The 16,893-nt window shown below is 56.3% G+C and carries 17 protein-coding genes and 1 tRNA gene; 9 read left to right on the forward strand and 9 right to left on the reverse strand.

Annotated features, from left to right (window positions below; all coding sequences use genetic code 11):
* Nucleotides 1-495: 495 nt before the first annotated feature.
* The 6 genes from EDY99_RS05925 to EDY99_RS05950 all read left to right on the forward strand — a co-directional run bounded on the left by EDY99_RS05925 (nucleotide 496) and on the right by EDY99_RS05950 (nucleotide 6,700).
* The gene (locus EDY99_RS05925; protein WP_369825806.1) at nucleotides 496-1,092 is read left to right on the forward strand and encodes a fimbrial protein; all 597 of its coding nucleotides are present in this window, start codon (nucleotides 496-498) and stop codon (nucleotides 1,090-1,092) included.
* Between the two features lie 54 nt (nucleotides 1,093-1,146).
* Complete coding sequence (locus EDY99_RS05930; protein WP_033644245.1) at nucleotides 1,147-1,842, forward strand: molecular chaperone; 696 nt, start codon at nucleotides 1,147-1,149, stop codon at nucleotides 1,840-1,842.
* Nucleotides 1,843-1,856: 14 nt separating this feature from the next.
* Nucleotides 1,857-4,352: a fimbria/pilus outer membrane usher protein gene (locus EDY99_RS05935; protein ID WP_123061563.1), complete on the forward strand. Its 2,496-nt coding sequence runs from the start codon at nucleotides 1,857-1,859 to the stop codon at nucleotides 4,350-4,352.
* Between the two features lie 15 nt (nucleotides 4,353-4,367).
* Nucleotides 4,368-5,432: a fimbrial protein gene (locus EDY99_RS05940; RefSeq protein WP_004928073.1), complete on the forward strand. Its 1,065-nt coding sequence runs from the start codon at nucleotides 4,368-4,370 to the stop codon at nucleotides 5,430-5,432.
* A 136-nt stretch (nucleotides 5,433-5,568) separates the two neighbouring features.
* Entirely contained in the window at nucleotides 5,569-6,093 is a 525-nt protein-coding gene (locus tag EDY99_RS05945; RefSeq protein WP_123061564.1) for a hypothetical protein, read from the forward strand.
* A gap of 169 nt (nucleotides 6,094-6,262) precedes the next feature.
* Nucleotides 6,263-6,700 (forward strand): helix-turn-helix transcriptional regulator, encoded by a 438-nt coding sequence (locus EDY99_RS05950; RefSeq protein WP_197751833.1) that lies wholly within the window; start codon nucleotides 6,263-6,265, stop codon nucleotides 6,698-6,700.
* Between the two features lie 74 nt (nucleotides 6,701-6,774).
* On the opposite strand, the gene EDY99_RS05955 is transcribed toward EDY99_RS05950, so the two are convergent.
* From EDY99_RS05955 to EDY99_RS05970, 4 genes are all read right to left on the reverse strand, one after another.
* Nucleotides 6,775-7,575: a DNA/RNA non-specific endonuclease gene (locus EDY99_RS05955; protein WP_123061565.1), complete on the reverse strand. Its 801-nt coding sequence runs from the start codon at nucleotides 7,573-7,575 to the stop codon at nucleotides 6,775-6,777.
* Nucleotides 7,576-7,763: 188 nt separating this feature from the next.
* Entirely contained in the window at nucleotides 7,764-8,078 is a 315-nt protein-coding gene (locus EDY99_RS05960) for a hypothetical protein (protein WP_094141854.1), read from the reverse strand.
* A gap of 236 nt (nucleotides 8,079-8,314) precedes the next feature.
* Nucleotides 8,315-8,914, reverse strand: a complete 600-nt coding sequence (gene wrbA, locus EDY99_RS05965) for an NAD(P)H:quinone oxidoreductase (protein WP_033650699.1) — start codon at nucleotides 8,912-8,914, stop codon at nucleotides 8,315-8,317.
* A 78-nt stretch (nucleotides 8,915-8,992) separates the two neighbouring features.
* A complete protein-coding gene (locus EDY99_RS05970; protein WP_101453304.1) occupies nucleotides 8,993-9,610 on the reverse strand; it encodes a LysE family translocator in 618 nt (205 codons plus the stop codon).
* Between the two features lie 68 nt (nucleotides 9,611-9,678).
* Between EDY99_RS05970 and EDY99_RS05975 the strand changes: the two genes are divergently transcribed.
* Entirely contained in the window at nucleotides 9,679-10,602 is a 924-nt protein-coding gene (locus EDY99_RS05975) for a LysR family transcriptional regulator (RefSeq protein WP_123061566.1), read from the forward strand.
* Here the strand turns inward: EDY99_RS05975 and EDY99_RS05980 are convergent.
* Together EDY99_RS05980 and EDY99_RS05985 are read right to left on the reverse strand one after the other, a co-directional pair.
* Nucleotides 10,586-11,053 (reverse strand): helix-turn-helix domain-containing protein, encoded by a 468-nt coding sequence (locus tag EDY99_RS05980; RefSeq protein WP_046686795.1) that lies wholly within the window; start codon nucleotides 11,051-11,053, stop codon nucleotides 10,586-10,588. The two genes, EDY99_RS05975 and EDY99_RS05980, sit on opposite strands and share 17 nt — an antisense overlap.
* A gap of 117 nt (nucleotides 11,054-11,170) precedes the next feature.
* Nucleotides 11,171-11,746: a helix-turn-helix domain-containing protein gene (locus EDY99_RS05985; protein WP_123061567.1), complete on the reverse strand. Its 576-nt coding sequence runs from the start codon at nucleotides 11,744-11,746 to the stop codon at nucleotides 11,171-11,173.
* A gap of 67 nt (nucleotides 11,747-11,813) precedes the next feature.
* On the opposite strand from EDY99_RS05985, the gene EDY99_RS05990 reads away from it, so the two are divergent.
* Nucleotides 11,814-12,737, forward strand: coding sequence for a DMT family transporter (locus EDY99_RS05990; protein WP_123061568.1), 924 nt, complete (start codon nucleotides 11,814-11,816; stop codon nucleotides 12,735-12,737).
* Nucleotides 12,738-12,787: 50 nt separating this feature from the next.
* Here EDY99_RS05990 and cycA read toward each other — a convergent pair whose 3' ends face one another.
* Entirely contained in the window at nucleotides 12,788-14,188 is a 1,401-nt protein-coding gene (gene cycA, locus EDY99_RS05995; RefSeq protein WP_033642613.1) for a D-serine/D-alanine/glycine transporter, read from the reverse strand.
* 350 nt (nucleotides 14,189-14,538) lie between these two features.
* Here cycA and EDY99_RS06000 point away from each other — a divergent pair.
* Nucleotides 14,539-14,614, forward strand: a tRNA-Arg gene (locus EDY99_RS06000).
* Nucleotides 14,615-14,834: 220 nt separating this feature from the next.
* Here EDY99_RS06000 and EDY99_RS06005 read toward each other — a convergent pair.
* Together EDY99_RS06005 and EDY99_RS06010 are read right to left on the reverse strand one after the other, a co-directional pair.
* Nucleotides 14,835-15,338 (reverse strand): DedA family protein, encoded by a 504-nt coding sequence (locus EDY99_RS06005; protein WP_033642614.1) that lies wholly within the window; start codon nucleotides 15,336-15,338, stop codon nucleotides 14,835-14,837.
* 74 nt (nucleotides 15,339-15,412) lie between these two features.
* Nucleotides 15,413-16,726 carry an MFS transporter gene (locus EDY99_RS06010; protein WP_046686798.1) on the reverse strand — a complete coding sequence of 438 codons (1,314 nt, stop codon included), beginning with the start codon at nucleotides 16,724-16,726 and terminating at the stop codon, nucleotides 15,413-15,415.
* Nucleotides 16,727-16,893: the final 167 nt, after the last annotated feature.

Below are 16,893 nucleotides of genomic sequence, written 5' to 3' on the forward strand. Positions count from 1 at the left end.
TTTAAGGTAGGGGAAAAGTAAACCTTACGTGAGGGGATGAAGGGGGTTAAGGAATCTAAGATTTTTCTTTGTGTGTTTTTTCTTTTTATATCAATGGCTTTTTGTTTTTTATGCCACAAGCGCTTTTATGAGGAAATGGCGGCCCTCATTTAACCCGCGCAGTAAGCAGGCTGCCGTACTCACTCTTTTAAGGCACACATCCTTCCGGTCATTGCTCGATTCATTTTTTTTATTGTCATGAAAATTATTTGATTCGATGTTGCAATTTTTTTGTCTTTGGAATTAATATGTCCTGCATCTGGCGGTGAATGAGATTTTTCCCATTGTCGGATACCTTTTAGAATACACTTGGATATATATAAATATATACCGTCGCATATAAACTTTTAGATGGCAGGATGCTGTCAATACTCTGCTATTGCCTAAGTTTCGTTAGCCTCTAAACGGTTTAATGGTGTAGGTCATTTTATATATGCTCTCTCAGCGAAGAAAGTAATGGGGTTTATTATGATTAAGCAAGGCATCTCTTTGGCGGTATTGGCTGCCGCGTTAACATCTGTGGGCGCAACGGCGGCAGATAATTCCGCCGGTGGCGTTATTTCGTTTAGCGGTGCCGTTACGGATACCACTTGTACCATCAATGGCGGGAAAAGCGCCGATTTTACCGTTGCGCTCAGCCCGATTTCCGTGACTGATGCGGGCACCGTGGTCGGCCCCATCACCAAAAACAAGAAATCTTTCTCGCTGACGTTCTCCGGCTGCACGCCGGCGGCGGGAACGGCCGGTACGCCGCTGAAGATCTACTTCTCTTCGGCGAATAATATCTCTACCGACGGGAAATATCTGCTGAACAGCTCCGTGAATGAAAGCGACGCCGCCGTAGCGAAAAACGTCGGTTTTTCTCTGGCTGAGCCGGGTTCATCCACGCCGATTCCGTTGAACGTGCCTTATGTCACCAAGATCAAAGGCGATAAAACGGCGCCGGATGCCGAAACGCTGACGTTGGACGCCTATTACTACAAGACCAATGCGTTGGAAGCAAAAGTGGGGGAATTGAGTTCCAACGTGACTTACACCATTTCTTACCTGTAATTGCAATTAAGCCAGGCCTGCGCCCAAGGCAAAGGCCTGGCTTCTGGGGTGACTATGAAACAGTGCTTAATCTTTGCTGGATTGTTTCTCAGCAGCTTTTGCGCCGATGCCAATATTGTAATTAATGGAACGCGCGTTATTTATCCGGAAAAAAACAAGGATGTTATCGTTCAGTTAGTCAACAATGGTGACGATCCGGCACTGGTGCAGGCATGGATTGATGACGGTGATATAAACTCGACGCCTGAAACGGCAAACGTGCCGTTCTTGTTATCCCCGCCGGTTGTGAAAGTTGCCGGAAATAATGGCCAGCAATTACGCATACAAAAAATGAACGCGGCGCTTCCCGGCGATCGTGAGTCGGTATTTTATTTGAATGTGCTGGATATCCCGCCTACGCCGGAGAATTTGCAGGGCGTCAATACGCTGCAATTAGCCATCAAATCACGCATCAAGCTATTTTATCGCCCGGCAGGGTTAACCGGCAGTGTCAATAACATCACCGACTTCATTGAACTCCAGGCGGCGGGGAAGGGATTTAAGGTTATCAACAAAGGCCCTTACTATTTTACGTTGGCCAATGTTGATCAGAAAGGCAAAAAGAATCTGTTGGTCGATTCAGTGATGGTCGGGCCATATTCCAGCCTCTTTGCCCCGACCAAAGTTGGCGTGAGCCGGAATATTCCCTACACCCTGCTCTATATCGACGACCTGGGGGCTTATAAATCTAAAGCCATTACAGCCCGCTAACGTGAAGAACGGCCATGAAGCTTAAACTAAAATTGCTTTCGATACTGACCGCATCTGTATTCATACCGTTAAATAAAGCATCGGCGATGAAATTCGACACTTCTCTATTGGCCGGTGCGTCCAGCGAATCCGATCTGTCGCGTTTTTACCTCAATAATGACATGCCGGCAGGCACGCAAACGGTCGACGTGTATGTCAACCAGAGTTGGAAAGGGCGGTTCTCGTTGCAGTTCGGCGAACATAAAGGCGATATTCGCATCGCCCATCGTGACGCCGCCCTGTTGGGCATCGATATGAGTAGTTTGTCCATCGGGGTGGACAAGGGGCCGATCCCCGTCCAAACGTTGGTGCAAGGAGGAAGGGCGGACTTCGATGTGGGGACGTTGAGCCTTAAGCTGACGGTGCCCCAGTCGCGAGTGATTCGCGCAGAGGCCGGCTATGTTGACGCCAAATTTTGGGATCGCGGCGTGCCTGCGTTGCTGCTGGCCTATAACGCCACCTATTACCACGTGCAGTCGTTGCAGGGCGACAAGGCGTCAAACGACGATTTCTATACCGGTTTGGAATCGGGGGTCAATCTGGCGGGTTGGCAATTCAGAGACAGCAGCAATTTCCGCAGCAGTTCGCGGCAAGGCAGCGATTGGCAAAATAATACTCGCTATGTGCAGCGTGGCTTCGCCGCCATCAAATCGAACCTGACGATGGGCGATTTCTATTCGCCGGGTGATTTGTTCGACTCGATTCGGGTGCGGGGCGGCGCTTTAGCCTCGGATATCAACATGCGGCCCAATTCGCAGCAGGGCTTTTCGCCGATAGTACGGGGCGTGGCGCAGAGCAATGCCCTGGTGAAAGTATTGCAAAACGGCAACCTCATCTATCAGGAGAACGTGCCGCCGGGCGCCTTTACGCTGGACAATATATTGCCGACCGGTTCTGCGGGGGATCTGTTGGTCGTGGTCAGGGAAGCCGACGGGCGGGAACAATCCTTTACCGTGCCGTTTTCCGCCGTTCCCAACATGTTGAAGCAGGGCGTCAGCAAATACGGCCTGGTTGCCGGTAAGGTCAATCAGGCGGATACCGACTATGCGCCCGCTTTCGTGCAGGGCACGCTGCAGTACGGCTTCAATAATCTGGTCACCGGTTACGCCGGTACGATCCTCAGCGAGGACTATCGCGCCTGGCTGCTGGGCAGTGGCTGGAATCTGCCGTTCGGCGCGGTATCCGTCGATGTGACTCAGGCCTCGACGCATTTGCAGGATCGCAACGAGAATGGGCAAAGTTTTCGGATCGCCTACAGCAAGTTTTTGGACGCTACCGCAACCAACTTCACGCTGGCGGCATACCGTTATTCGACCAAAGGTTATTACAGTTTCAACGATGCCATCTACACCCATCAAGGCTACCGCGAGCGTGACAAGCGCTTTCACGATTATTGGAACGATCGGGATGACGATGAGCTTGCCCCGCTGGATTTGAATACCTGGGATGCCGTTCGCGCCGCTCGTCCGCGCAATACCTTCAATTTGAACCTGAATCAGAGGCTCGCAGACGGGTGGGGCACGCTCTATTTCTCCGGCACCCAGCGCGACTATTGGTCGGATACGAATAAAAGCCGGGAATACCAGCTCGGGTATTCAAATGCCTTCGCGCGGGTCAGTTACAACATTTCCGCGAGTCGCGTGAGAAATTCCGATCGCAAAGAAGAGACGCGGTTTTATCTCTCTCTGAGCGTGCCGTTGTCGATGTTCGACAACAATGCCTATCTCAGCACCAGCTTATCCGCCACCGATTCGCACTATCAGCAAAGCTCGCTGAGCCTGAGCGGCAATGCGCTGGAATCAAACCGTCTGAGTTATGCGCTTGCCGGCAGCAATCAAAGCGGCGGCAACAGCATGGCGAGCGTGAATGCCGCCTATCGCGCCAACGCGACGACCGTCGGCGGCTCCTACAGTGAATCATCAGACTATCGACAGTTGGGCATGAGCGCCCGCGGCAGCCTGGTGGCGATCCCTTGGCATTTGCTGGCGTCCAACGAAATGGGCAACACCATGATGGTGGTGGACGCGCCCAAGGCCAAAGGGCTGATGGTGAACGGCGACGAGAGCATCGTCACTAACGACGAAGGGCTGGCTTTGGTGCCTTACGCCACGCCTTACCGGCAAAACTCCGTAACATTGTCGGATACCGGCAACAGTTCCGGCGCCGAGATCGTCGGCAATATCGCCAACAGCGTGCCCTATGCCGGCGCCGTCAACTATTTGAGATTCGAAACCGATCGGCGTCGGCCTTATACGCTGCGCGCCTTTAAGCCCGGCAATAAGCCCCTGCCATTTGGTGCGGAGGTGGCGGATCAAAGCGGGCATGCCATTGGCTTCGTCGGGCAGGCCAGCGTCCTGTATCTGCGGGTGGAGCAGCAGCCAACGTCACTGGAGGTCAGGCTGAATGACGGTGTCTGCAAGATTGAACGCCCGAAAATCTCGATGGACAGCGCAGCCAACACATGTCGATAAAAGGATAATTACACCATGCTCAGGATACTCGCACTGACCCTGTCCCTGTTGTTCAGCGGTTACAGTTACGCTTCATGCTACGGCAACGGCATCCAATATGCGCCGCCTATCTACGTCGATTTGTCGGATAAGCTCAGCGATAAAACGCCGGTCTGGGAAGGCAGTTTTTATACGCAATACAGCGGTTCATTCAGTTGTTCAACCTCGAGCAGCGAATTCGGCTATACGCGCATCCTGTCAACCGACAGCACAAAGGCGACCATTCTGGGATTCAACAACGGTAAATATTGGATACGCGCGGAAATAACCAACGACATCGCCAACAAAAAACTTAGCGGTTGGGGATCGCACTCCGCTTCGGAATTGAATCAGCCGATGAATATTCGTTTCAGTCTGGTCAGCAAGACGGGCACATCGATACCCGGCGACACGGTTAGCCTTAAGGACGTGATGTTCGTGACCGATCTGAGCGGGATGTCCTTGCTGGAGATCATTTTGTGGCCCGCCAAGCAGTTGGTGAAGATTTTGACCTGGCTGCTCAACGGTTTCAATTGGCCTTACGATCAGCGCGATATGTACGGACAGCCGATGACCATCAAGTATGCGCCCAAGATGACGACCTGCACTTTCGACAATGCCGGCCTGGCGGTGAAGTTGCCGACGCTGGGGATATCGCAGATTACTCAGGGGGCGCAAAATGGCCTGACGCCCTTTACGCTGAATTTCAGCTGCCAGAATCGGCAAAGTGGCGGCACGGCCGATCGGGATATCAATATGTTTTTATCCAGCAATAATCTGTTGTCTTCGGATAATACGGTTTTGATTGATAAAAGCGCTGAGGCGGCAAAAGGCATTGGCATCCGGCTGGTCAAGACGGCTTCGCCGAATAATCCCGTCACGCTGTCGCTTTCCAGCGTGACGCCAGGCGCGGCGACTTCATTATTTCACGTGGGAACCGGCAATGCTTTGGATGCGCAATTTTCCATCGGCATGGCGGCCTATTATTATCCTTACAGCCCCACCGCAATGAGCAGCGGGGGAATTAACACATCGGCTACGCTTAACATTATATATAAATAATTCTTTTGTTATTTTTAATAATAAAAAACAGGTTGCCACATATAAGAAAAATCTTAACATGGTAATTGGTGGCGAATATTATTTGCTTGAATAATATTGGTGTTTAATCCGGATCTCTATGTTGAGGATGAATTGTATGACGGAACAAATCCAGATCGGTGTCAAAGTGGAAAAATCGCTAAAAGATGAGGTTGACGTCATTCTTCGCGGTTTGGATATTAAGCCGACGACGGCGATAAATGGGCTTTATCAATATATCTCGCAGCATGGAGAGCTCCCTTTTGTCATATCAACCAGCGTGAAAACACCGAAGGATATTGCCGGCGGGTTGTTCAAGAACCTGTTTTCCTTACAAAGCACGCTCAGCGTTTTCCTGGATAAAGTGCAAATGAAGCGGTGTGTCAGCAGGGAGGAAGTATTGATTGTGCTCGATATATTGCACGATTTTATCGTTGGTTTTCGCCAAAGCGCGCAATATCTCGGCGCTTCGCCTTTCGGTCGGCGCGTAGTTTGGAAGGATGCCGTATGCGCCGTCGAGAGTATTCATGAAATTCTAGATAATAACGTGAAATACAGTGAAGATGGCATTATGAGTTTGGATGAAAAATACCTTTCATCGCTGTCCGCATTGCTGATCTCATTATGTTCTTCACTTAAGTAAGTCGGACCAATAAAGTTAATTGACATGACTGCCATGGGGGCGTTGTTAAAAACGCGCCCATGACAAATAGCAATGGGGTGATCCTGTGCGAGTGGCTATATTTTCTGATGATTACTATTTATTCTATGGCATATCGCAGATCTTAATGTCGTTGGAGGGCGTTGAAGTTATGGGTCTGCATTCATCTGCACGCCGTGGATTACATGCCATGTATTGTCATGCAGAAGTGGTCATCGTCTCTTTCTCGTCTATCTGTCGGGTTATGAATTTCTTATCGCATATTATCGACAGGCCTGACAATACGATCGTCTTAACCGGCGTGGAAACGCCGCGACTGGCGAATTTTAACTGCCTGAAAAAAAACATCGGTCTTACGACGTTCGTTGAGGCAATAAAAATGTTCACCGCGAGCTGCAAAGGGCAGAGCCTGTCGCCGCGCGAGCTTTCGGTGTTGGCCATGCTGCTGGCGGGAAAACCGAATACCGGCGTCGCTAAGGCGTTGGGCATTTCCGAGAAAACCGTCAGCCAGCATAAAATGAACGCCATGCGTAAATTGGAAATCGAACGTTTTCACCAATTTATTGTTGCGGCGGATGAGCGAGTGTAAGCGTGATGCCGTTGGCGGAGTGAGCGCCGTCTGATGCCAGAGTAAAAGTAAACCCGCCGAAGCGGGTTTTTCCGTCAGTTTTTGCAGCCCATCAACTCCGGCAGAACGCCGGGCTTGTTCTTCAGCGAAGCCTGTACGTCGTCAGGCAGACCAGCCCAGATGATCAGGCCGGTGCGTTTCTCGATCTCGTCCACCGTCACGCGGAATTGGCAAAAATCGGCGCCCTTCGGCGTGTTTTGATCGAACAGGAAAGCGGCATAGTGGTTCACGGCCGGGCTGTTGTTGATGAAAATCACCTTCCAGTAGGCGCTGGGGATGGTGTGCGCTTTCTGGGTGCCCGGCAGTTTGCCCATATCGCGTTCATACAGCGGCCCGGTCACGGTATAGACCGAAGAGATGTCCGCGCGCTCGATCAGCTTGCGCTCCTGATCTTCCAGCCGCGCCCAGGCGCCCTGGTTCAGGTCGGACTTTTGCGGCGTGATGTTGGACAGGTAGTTCAGCGATTCCCAGTCGGAAACGCCGGCCAACGAGGCCAGCGGCGCCTGATGGCCGCGATCGACCTTCAGCGCCGCGTTGGCGCCGGTGTAATCGGCAGGGGCCAGGGTATCTGCCGGATTGAGCGCCGGGTCGGTTTTCCAGTTGCGCGTCTTGCCACTGGCCGGCGTGTCTTTGGTGATGTGATAGGCTACCCAGTTGGCGAATTTGGTGGTGCTGTTATTGTTCAACGTATAAGCATGACGCACGATCGACACATTGCTGCTGCCGCCGGTCGGGCAGCCAACCGCGCAGTTGTCGATAGATTCGAGCGTCTCGGCTGACGCCTGTGCGGCGAACAGCAGGGCGGCCAGGGCCAACATCTTGTTGTTAAAGCGCATATTCATATCCTCAATAAGTCAAAAAAATACTGTATATATTTACAGTAAATTAAACTTATCGCAGTGAAACGAATACAACAATGCAACACATTCATGTTGTGAATGTGTCAGTCATGGTACAGCGATACCGCACGTTAAAGTCGGCAGAAATAAAAACGGCGTCCAACAGACGCCGTTTCAAAAGGGGGTTATTCCAGCAGGTCGTTGACCGTGCGGCGAACGTAGTGCGTCATCTGCGCCAGATCGTCCGCTGACACCGGCCCGCCGCCGGCGCGCACCACCTGCTGCTCAATTTGGGCGATCTCTTGCTCGACCTTATTGGCGATCTGCACTTTAACTATCTTGTCCACCGAAGACAGCAGCACCTTCAATACCACTTTCAACGCGATGTTTTCGCAGAACGAGTCGTAGTGATGAACCGGCGGCGGCGGGGCCGGAGCCGGCTCGGGCGCGCGCGGAGCCAGAGCTTTGAAGCTGTCTACATTTTCAATAATAAGATCCATGTCTCTTATTAGTTCATCAAAATCTTTAGACACTGACTTATTCCCTTCGCTGTGCGCAAAAAACAGAACGCCCGTCCTCGGGCTGAAAGCCGATGAGCGACGGGCAGAACGAATTCGGGCCTGGCCTTCAGACGCTGAATGGCCGGGGGAGGGGCATTCTAACCTTGCGGCGGGTCGGCAACAAGATGGGGCCGTGCGAATGCGCGGCCCTTTGAATCACGGGTGCAGGAGGGCGATTAACTTTTCAGCTTGGCGGTGATTTTCGCCACGTGCTCGCCCTGATAGCGGGCAATGGTCAGCTCTTCGTTGCTCGGCTGTCGCGAACCGTCGGCGCCGGCGATGGTGGTCGCGCCATAGGGGGTGCCCCCGCGCACCTGCGAAACGTCAAACAGCTCCGGCGTCGCATAGCCGATCGGCACGATGATGAAGCCGTGGTGCGCCAGCGTGGTCCAGGTCGAACTGATGGTTTGCTCCTGGCCGCCGCCGGTGCCGGTGGAGGAGAAGACGCTGCCCACCTTGCCGTACAGCGCGCCGGAAGCCCACAGGCCGCCGGTCTGATCGAGGAAGGTGCGCATCTGTCCGGCCATGTTGCCGAAGCGGGTTGGCGTACCGAAGATAATGCCATCATAGTCCGCCAGCTCTTGCGGGGTGGCGACCGGCGCCTGCTGGTGTTGTTTGCCCCCGGCCTTGGCGAAGGCTTCCGGCGTCATGGTTTCCGGCACGCGTTTGACCGTTACGTCCACGTTATCGACCCGATTCGCCCCTTCGGCCACCGCCTGCGCCAGGCGTTCGATGTGGCCGTACATTGAGTAATAAAGCACCAACAGTTTCGTCATGTTTCGTACTCCCGCTCAGATGATTAACAAAAACCCCTGATAAGCATAGAAGCGAATGACGAACTTGGCGTCGTGGCGTTACCTGATGCCGGCGATCGCCAACAGGGCGCCAAAGACAATCAGCAGCCCGCCAAAGGTGCGATCGATGCCGCGGCGCAAACGCAAAAAGCGCGCATTGACGCCCGGCGCGGAAAACAGCAGCGCGACGGCGGCGAACCAGAATACATGGACGGCGGCGATAAAGAGGCCATAGCCGATCTGTACGCCGAACGCGGTGTGGGGAGAGACCACCTGCATGAACAGACTGACGATGAAGATGGTGGTTTTCGGGTTTAACGCGTTGGTGAGAAAGCCGGTTTTCAGGGCGGCGAGATCGCTGATGGCGGCCGGCGTCGTGGTGGGCGCGGCGTCGTGATGGGTTGCGTTGCGCAGCAGCGTAAAGCCGAGGTAGATCAGGTAGGCGGCGCCGATGCCTTTGAGCAGGTTAAACAACCAGGGCGACTGTTGGATCAACACGCCGACGCCAATCAGCGTATAGCTGACATGGATCAGTACGCCGGCGCCAATGCCGCAGGCGGTGAAGATGCCGGCGCGGCGGGAGAGCAGCAGGCTGTTGCGCGAGACCATGGCGAAATCCGGCCCGGGGCTGATTACAGCGAGTAAAGTAATGGTGACGACAGCGATGAGTTCAGTCATAGTTATCCTTGCGATGTTTATCAATAGAGTGACTGATTTATAAGAGTAATTTTTCTCGGTGACAAACGATGAATAGTGACGATATCGGTGAGAAAAACTCACGCAATAGAGCCAGGCCATTGCCGTTGGGCGGGCTGCGCTGCTTCGAGGCCGCCGCGCGGCTGGAAAGTTTCACGCAGGCGGCGCAGGGGCTGAATTTGACGCATGGCGCCATCAGCCGGGCGGTGAGGGCGCTGGAAGAGGAATTGGGCGTGGCGTTGTTTGAGCGCCGCCATAGGCGAGTACTGCTCACGGCGGCGGGCCGCAAGCTGTTTCAGGCGACACAGCAGGCCTTCGGCATTTTGGACCATACCGCGCTGGAGCTGCGCCAGCAGGCGCTCAATGCGCCGCTGATCTTGTCCTGTGAACCGACCTTATTGATGCGTTGGCTGATCCCGCGTTTGCCGGCTTTTCAGCGGGCGCACCCGGACATCAACTTACAGCTGGTGGCGGGCGGCGGTCCGTTTTCGTTCCATGACGGCATCACGGCGGCGATCCGGCGCAATGACTTCGATTGGGGAAAGCAGGCGCATAGCCTGGCGCTGTTCAATGAAAAGGTCGGGCCGGTGTGCCAACCCGAGGCGCTGACGAGGCTGACGGTCTCTGTGGACGGACGGCGGCTTTTGCGGCCGGGCGCCAAACTGCTGCATGCCGCGACCCGGCCGGATGCCTGGCGGCACTGGGCGCATCAGCAGGGGGTGACATTGGCGGGGCATCCGGAACAGCGCTTTGACCATTTCTATTTCAGCCTGCAGGCCGCGGTAGCCGGCCTTGGTATCGCAATCGGCCCATGGCTGCAGGTGCGAGACGATCTGGCCGCCGGCTTGTTGAGCGCGCCGTTCGGTTTTACGCCCGACGGCAGCGGCTATTACCTGCTGTCGCCGCAGCCTATCGTGCCGGGCAGCGCGTTGGCCCGGCTGGCCGAGTGGCTAACGCTCACGGCAGGCGCCTGAGTTTTTGCGCCAGCCGCTGTTCCTGCCAACGGCTGAAGACGTTGCGCAGCAGCAGGGTGCGCACCGCCCGCATGATCAGCGCGAGGCTCATGCCGCCGATCGCCCATAGCGCCCAGAGATAGTGCGGGTGGGTAAAGACGTTGACAGCGAGCAATATCGCGCCGATGACGGCGAAACGCACCGCCATGCTCAGCAGTTTACCCTCTGCCGCAACCTGGCGACGAAGGCGCTGCGCCTCAGGCGTCTCTTCCTGCGGTGCCTGCGGCGGCGCGTTGAGATCGCTGACCTGCACGCCCAGTGCGGCGGCGATTGCGGTCAAGGTTTCCAGGCTGGCCTGTTCGCCGTTTTCAATCCGCTGTACGGTGCGGGTGCTGAGGCCGGCGATGGTCGCCAACTGCTCCTGCGACCAGCCTTTTTCCAGGCGTAATGGTCTGATGCGGTACTTTTGCATGGTGCACTCCCGAGTTCGCTGTCACTGTCATCCAGTGTAGGAGGCGCGGGGTAGCGGCGCCACGACAGCGGCACGACAGCGACACGACATCCGCCGCCGGCGCGGGCCGGCGGGCAGTCAGAAGGCGACGTTGCGGATAAAGCGCAGCGGGAGATCGCCGTGGTTGGCGTAAGCGTAGCGCTGATCGCTGTTGAAGGCTTGCGTGGCGCCGGCGCTGAGCGTCAGCGTGCCTTGTTCCAGTTCCAGCGTCAGGGTGCCGGCAATCACGTAGATGATTTCGCTCCAGCCTTCGGCGTCCGGCGCCGAGTCGTAGCGCTCGCCCGGCATCAGCGTCCATTCCCACAGCTCGGCCCGTTGGCGCGCCGGTACGCTGGCGGCAAACAGCGCCTGGCTGCCCGGCTGTGCGCCTTGCCAGGCCAACTCGCCTACCAGATGGCTGCCGCGAGCCTCTGGCGCCTGAATCAGATCGGTGAACGAAATCGCCAGGGCGGCGGCGATCTTGTCGAGCACCGCCAGACTGACGTTGCGATCGCCGGCCTCGATGCCCGCCAGCATGCGGCGGCTGACGCCGGAAAGTTCGGCCAGCGCCATCTGGCTCAGGCCCGCCTGTTGGCGGTAGCCGCGCAGATTGCTGCTCAGGTACTGCAGCACTTTGGGGGGATCGGTTTTCGCGTTATGCGCCGTATTGCTCATCGCCGGACTTTATCTCATACTGGCAGGATCTGTGCATTATATTGCACTCAGCAGGAAGGGCAAGCCGGTGTCAGTAGCAAAAAAATCCTTTATTTCCGCCGTGGTTCCGCAAATCAGGTTGCCGGAAGCGGTGTTGATTTTCATCACCATGATCTGGGGCGGCACCTTTTTGGCCGTGCATCACGCGATGCAAGTCAGCGGGCCGTTCTTTTTCGTCGGTCTGCGTTTCGCCACCGCCACGCTGGCGTTGACGCTGTTTTCGCTGCGCGTGCTGCGCGGCCTGACCCTGTATGAACTGAAGGCGGGCGTACTTATCGGGCTGGCGATCATGTTCGGCTACAGCATGCAAACCGTCGGTCTGCAGACGATTACCAGCAGCCAATCGGCGTTCATCACCGCCATGTACGTGCCGATCGTGCCGCTGTTGCAATGGCTGGTGCTGGGGCGGTTCCCCGGCATCATGTCGTGGATCGGTATTCTGCTGGCCTTTACCGGCCTGATGCTGCTGGCGGCGCCGAGCAGCACGGACATGTCGCTGAGCCTCGGCGAAATTCTGACGCTGGCCGGCACGCTGGGCATGGCGGCAGAGATCATTCTGATCGGCGCCTTCGCCGGCAAGGTGAATATCCGCCGGGTGACCATTGTGCAGCTGGCGACCGCCTCGCTGGCCTCATTTTTGATGATGGTGCCGACCGGCGAATCGCCGCCGCCGTATTCGGATTACCTGCTGTATAGCGCCATTGGGCTGGGGCTGGCCAGCGCGTTGATTCAGCTGACCATGAACTGGGCGCAGCGCAGCGTTTCACCCACGCGTGCTACGGTGATCTACGCCGGCGAACCGGTCTGGGCGGGCATCGTCGGGCGGCTCGCCGGTGAGCGTTTGCCGGGCGTCGCGTTGTTGGGGGGCGCGTTGATTGTGATCGGGGTGGTGGTCAGCGAGCTGCGCGTACGGCGCAAGGGGAAAGCGGCGGTGGCGACGGAAGCGGATTAGCGCAGAGGCAAAAAAGAGCAAAGGGGCGGAGATATCCGCCCCTTTTTGCATCACGCGGTTTTCTTCTTGCGCAGGAACACGTAAGACAGGCCGAGCAGGATGAACCACAGCGGGGTGACGATCAGCGCCTGGCGGGTGTCTTCGCGCAGCGACAACAGCACCAACACGAACACGAAGAACGCCATGCACACCCAGCACATCAGTTTGCCGGCCGGCATTTTGTAGATCGATTTCTGGTGCAGCGCCGGGCGCCGTTTGCGGTAGACCAGATACGAACACAGGATGATGGTCCAGACGAACATGAACAGAATCGCCGACACGGTGGTCACCAGGGTGAAGACCGTCATCACGTTCGGGATCAGGTAAATCAGCACCACGCCGCCCAGCAGGCAGATGCAGGAGAAGGTGAGGCCGTTGGCCGGCACCGCGCGCTTGGACAGGTTGGCGAACGATTTCGGCGCGTCGCCTTCCTGCGCCAGCCCGAACAGCATGCGGCTGGTGGAGAACACCCCACTGTTGGCGGAGGAGGCGGCGGAGGTCAGCACCACGAAGTTGATCACGCTGGCCGCGGCCGGCAGGCCAATCAGCACGAACAATTCAACGAACGGGCTCTTGTCCGGCACTACGGAGCTCCACGGCGTCACCGACATGATGACGATCAGGGCGAACACGTAGAACATGATGATGCGGATCGGAATCGAGTTGATGGCGCGTGGCAGTGACTTCTCCGGATCCTTGGTTTCCGCCGCGGTGGTGCCCACCAGTTCAATGCCGACGAAGGCGAATACCGCGATCTGGAAGCCGGCGAAGAAACCGCTGATGCCTTTCGGGAACATGCCGCCGTCATTCCACAGATGGGTGAACGAGGCTACGGTACCGGTTGGCGACTGGAACTGCATGGCGATCATCACCAACCCGGCGACAATCAGCCCGACGATGGCGACGATTTTGATCATCGCAAACCAAAACTCCATTTCGCCGAACATCTTCACCGTCGCCAGATTAAGGCCGAGCAGCAACAGCACGCACAGCAGCGAAGCGATCCACTGCGACAGTTCAGGGAACCAGAACTGGGCGTAGGCGGTGATCGCCACGACGTCGGCGATGCCGGTGACCACCCAGCAGAACCAGTAGGTCCAGCCGGTGAAGAAGCCGGCCCACGGGCCGAGCAGATCCGCGGCGAAATCGCTGAACGATTTGTATTCCAGGTTGGACAGCAGCAGCTCGCCCATGGCGCGCATCACGAAGAACAGCATAAAGCCGATGATCATGTACACGAAGATGATCGAAGGGCCTGCCAGGCTGATGGTTTTACCGGAACCCATAAACAGACCGGTGCCGATGGCGCCGCCGATGGCGATCAGTTGAATATGTCGGTTAGTGAGGTTTCGCCTTAGATGATCTTCTGAAGCGGGCGTCGCGTCAGTCGCTATTTTAGAGTGATCTACCATCTGATGATGTCCTGTTTTACCTGTCATTAGTGAAGTCGTGAGCTCTGAAGTGGCTCTTTTTTATACATTTATCCGGTTGGTCCGGCTTTAGTAAGGTAGTGCAATAACGCCACCTTTGTGCAACATGTTTACAACATTTATACGCGGGATAAAAGTCGATCAATCTTTACACGAGAGGAGGCAAATCGGACGTTCAGGGAGCGGAAGATTACTCTTCAAACGGTGGGATTAACAGACCTTATGCGGCTTATCTCGTTGATTAAACAAAGGGTTGTAAAATTCGCATGAGAAAAAGTAATGGGTGTAAGCGTTCGACAGCGAGGCTGACAAGAAGGGCGATTTATCTCGTTGGGCCGTTAGCTCAGGCGGATGAGCCGTTGACGCCTAATCAACGAGACAGAGGTTCGCCCCCTGTACGGCCCGCCAACCAAATCAGCGTGTTACGCTCAGACATTTCTTTGATTGTGCCCTCATGGCGCCGTTTTAAGCGCGTATTCTGCAAAAAAATTCGCATTTTTCGACTGATGTTCAGAAAGGTGATCTGGCGCAAACTGCGATGTTGCACCGTACTTTATACGGCAAGGGAGGCTGTGCGCTGGCGCAACGTCGGCGCAGGGATGGGGCATTTGCCCAAGAATCTTTCAGGTCAAGAAACGGGGAACACATGCGCGGCCGACATCAAGAGCAGTGCCCAAACGGCGGCTGAGAGTGCGGCGGTGGCATAGACGTGCCTCGCCGGCAGTTGCAGCATGCCGGCCATCAGCGGCACGGTGTAACGCATCACCGCCAGAAAACGCGAGGCGAACAGCAGCGGCAGCCCGCGCTTTTGCAAGGAACGTTGCGCTTTGCGCAGTGGGGCGTGAAAGCGTGCCGGCAGCCGGCGGCCAAGATCGCGACGGCAGAGCAGTGCGCCGCAGTGGAAAGACAGGATTGAGCCCAACGCCGCGCCAAGGGCGATGGCCGCCCAAACCGCGCCGATCGGCAGCGCATGTTTGCCCGCAAGGATGCCCATCAGCAGCGTCACCGAGGCAGGCGGCAGGACGGAGGACACCACGATCACGGATTTTCCCAACGCGAACAGGAAAATCAGCAGCAGCAACATCTCCGGTTCCGGGCTGTATTTGGCGATAATGTGCGTCAATTCATCCATTTAACACCTGTGGGCGAGAGGGCTGACTGTCAGTGTCCCATCCGCAGGTTCAATAATGGCTAAATAACGCGTCGCTATCCGGTTATCTCTGCGTCTTGCTTGCGTGCCTCAGCATGCCGATGTCTGAGCGCCCCTAACAGCACGGCGCACAGCAGCGAAAAGGCGGCCAGTACCAGCGGCCCGGCATGCGGGCTGTGAAAACGCTGTTCCGCCTCAGTGCGGATCAGCGGGGCTAAAAAGCTGAATGCGGCGCCGAGCGTGGTGCAAAAACCGATGCCGGCCGCTAGCGCCGGACCGGTGAGCAGCTGAGCGGGAAACGTCCAGAAAATGGGTTGTACCGCCAGAAAACTGACTGCGCAACAGCTCAGGGCGACGATAGCGAGCAACGGGCCGGCATAGGAAGAGACGACCAACCCCAGCGCTGCCGCGACCATGCAGCCAACGGCGATCGGCAATCTTCTGGCGGTTTTTCTGTCGGCATAGCGCGGCAGGAAATAGACGCCAAGCGCGGAGCATGCCCAGGGAATGGCGGCCACCAACGAGGCCTTGAAGCCGAGATGGGTGCCCATCAGCGAGGCGATCTGCGACGGCAGAAAAAACATCAGGCCGTATACGCCGATTTGCAGGGTGCCGTAGATCAACGCCAGATGCCAAACTTTGCCGCTTCTCATCGCCGCTTTAACGCTGCTGGTTTCGGTGCGCTGCTGTTCAGCGGCCAGCTGTGTGACTAGCGCATTACGTTCTTCCTCGGTGAGAAAGCGGGCCTGCCCTGGGCTATCGTCGAGATAGAAAAAGGCGAAGACGCCGAGGACGACGGCCGGCAACCCTTCCAGTACGAACATCCAGAACCAGCCGGGCTTGCCCAACACGCCGTGCATCTCCAGCAAGGCCCCCGACAGCGGTGAGCCGAGCGTCAGGGCCGCCGGTACGCCAAGCACGAAAATGCCAATGACCGAGGCGCGCACCTTATTGGGAAAATAGATCGACGCCAGCAGCAGGATGCCGGGGTAAAAGCCGGCTTCGGCGATCCCCAGCAGAAAGCGCAGGACAATAAATTGCTGCTCGTTGGCCACCAGCCCGGTACAGGCCGACAATGCCCCCCACAGCGCGGTGGTGGCGCTGAGCCAGCGTTTGGCGCCCCAGCGATTCATCAACAGGTTGGCCGGAATGCCGAACAGCGCATAGGCGGCAAAGAATATCCCCGCGCCCAGCGCAAAGGCGGATTGCGACAGCGCGATATCGATGGCCATCGCGTCTTTGGCAAAGCCGACGTTGACCCTGTCGATAAACGCAATGAAGTACATGGCGAACATCAATGGCACCAGTCTGCGCCAGGTTTTGCGGATGGCGGCGTTGAGCGCTGGAGCGGCATAGGTGGCGTGATTCACTGGCGGTAACCTCTCTTCTGAGAATGATAAACGTCGGTCATAAAGACCGTCCTGGCGCCGTGGCCCATCATGCGGCGATGACATGGCTTTTCTGCGTGAGCCTTAAAGGTCTAAAGGACTAATGGTCAGGCCTTTAGGGGCGAAAAAAACGCCGCGTATTGCGTCGG

Source organism: Serratia sp. LS-1 (genome assembly GCF_003719595.1).
GTDB classification, from domain to species: Bacteria; Pseudomonadota; Gammaproteobacteria; order Enterobacterales; family Enterobacteriaceae; genus Serratia; species Serratia ureilytica.

Bases quoted from the DNA above. Each gene is read 5' to 3' on its own strand.
- EDY99_RS05930 (WP_033644245.1), top strand. From the start codon at position 1,147: ATGAAACAGTGCTTAATCTTTGCTGGATTGTTTCTCAGCAGCTTTTGC.
- EDY99_RS05980 (WP_046686795.1), bottom strand. From the start codon at position 11,053: ATGCAAAAGTACCGCATCAGACCATTACGCCTGGAAAAAGGCTGGTCG.
- EDY99_RS05975 (WP_123061566.1), top strand. From the start codon at position 9,679: ATGAATAGTGACGATATCGGTGAGAAAAACTCACGCAATAGAGCCAGG.
- EDY99_RS05955 (WP_123061565.1), bottom strand. From the start codon at position 7,575: ATGCGCTTTAACAACAAGATGTTGGCCCTGGCCGCCCTGCTGTTCGCC.
- EDY99_RS05960 (WP_094141854.1), bottom strand. From the start codon at position 8,078: ATGGATCTTATTATTGAAAATGTAGACAGCTTCAAAGCTCTGGCTCCG.
- EDY99_RS05940 (WP_004928073.1), top strand. From the start codon at position 4,368: ATGCTCAGGATACTCGCACTGACCCTGTCCCTGTTGTTCAGCGGTTAC.
- EDY99_RS06005 (WP_033642614.1), bottom strand. From the start codon at position 15,338: ATGGATGAATTGACGCACATTATCGCCAAATACAGCCCGGAACCGGAG.
- EDY99_RS05970 (WP_101453304.1), bottom strand. From the start codon at position 9,610: ATGACTGAACTCATCGCTGTCGTCACCATTACTTTACTCGCTGTAATC.
- EDY99_RS05935 (WP_123061563.1), top strand. From the start codon at position 1,857: ATGAAGCTTAAACTAAAATTGCTTTCGATACTGACCGCATCTGTATTC.
- EDY99_RS05925 (WP_369825806.1), top strand. From the start codon at position 496: ATGGGGTTTATTATGATTAAGCAAGGCATCTCTTTGGCGGTATTGGCT.
- wrbA (WP_033650699.1), bottom strand. From the start codon at position 8,914: ATGACGAAACTGTTGGTGCTTTATTACTCAATGTACGGCCACATCGAA.
- EDY99_RS05985 (WP_123061567.1), bottom strand. From the start codon at position 11,746: ATGAGCAATACGGCGCATAACGCGAAAACCGATCCCCCCAAAGTGCTG.
- EDY99_RS05945 (WP_123061564.1), top strand. From the start codon at position 5,569: ATGACGGAACAAATCCAGATCGGTGTCAAAGTGGAAAAATCGCTAAAA.
- EDY99_RS05950 (WP_197751833.1), top strand. From the start codon at position 6,263: ATGGGTCTGCATTCATCTGCACGCCGTGGATTACATGCCATGTATTGT.
- cycA (WP_033642613.1), bottom strand. From the start codon at position 14,188: ATGGTAGATCACTCTAAAATAGCGACTGACGCGACGCCCGCTTCAGAA.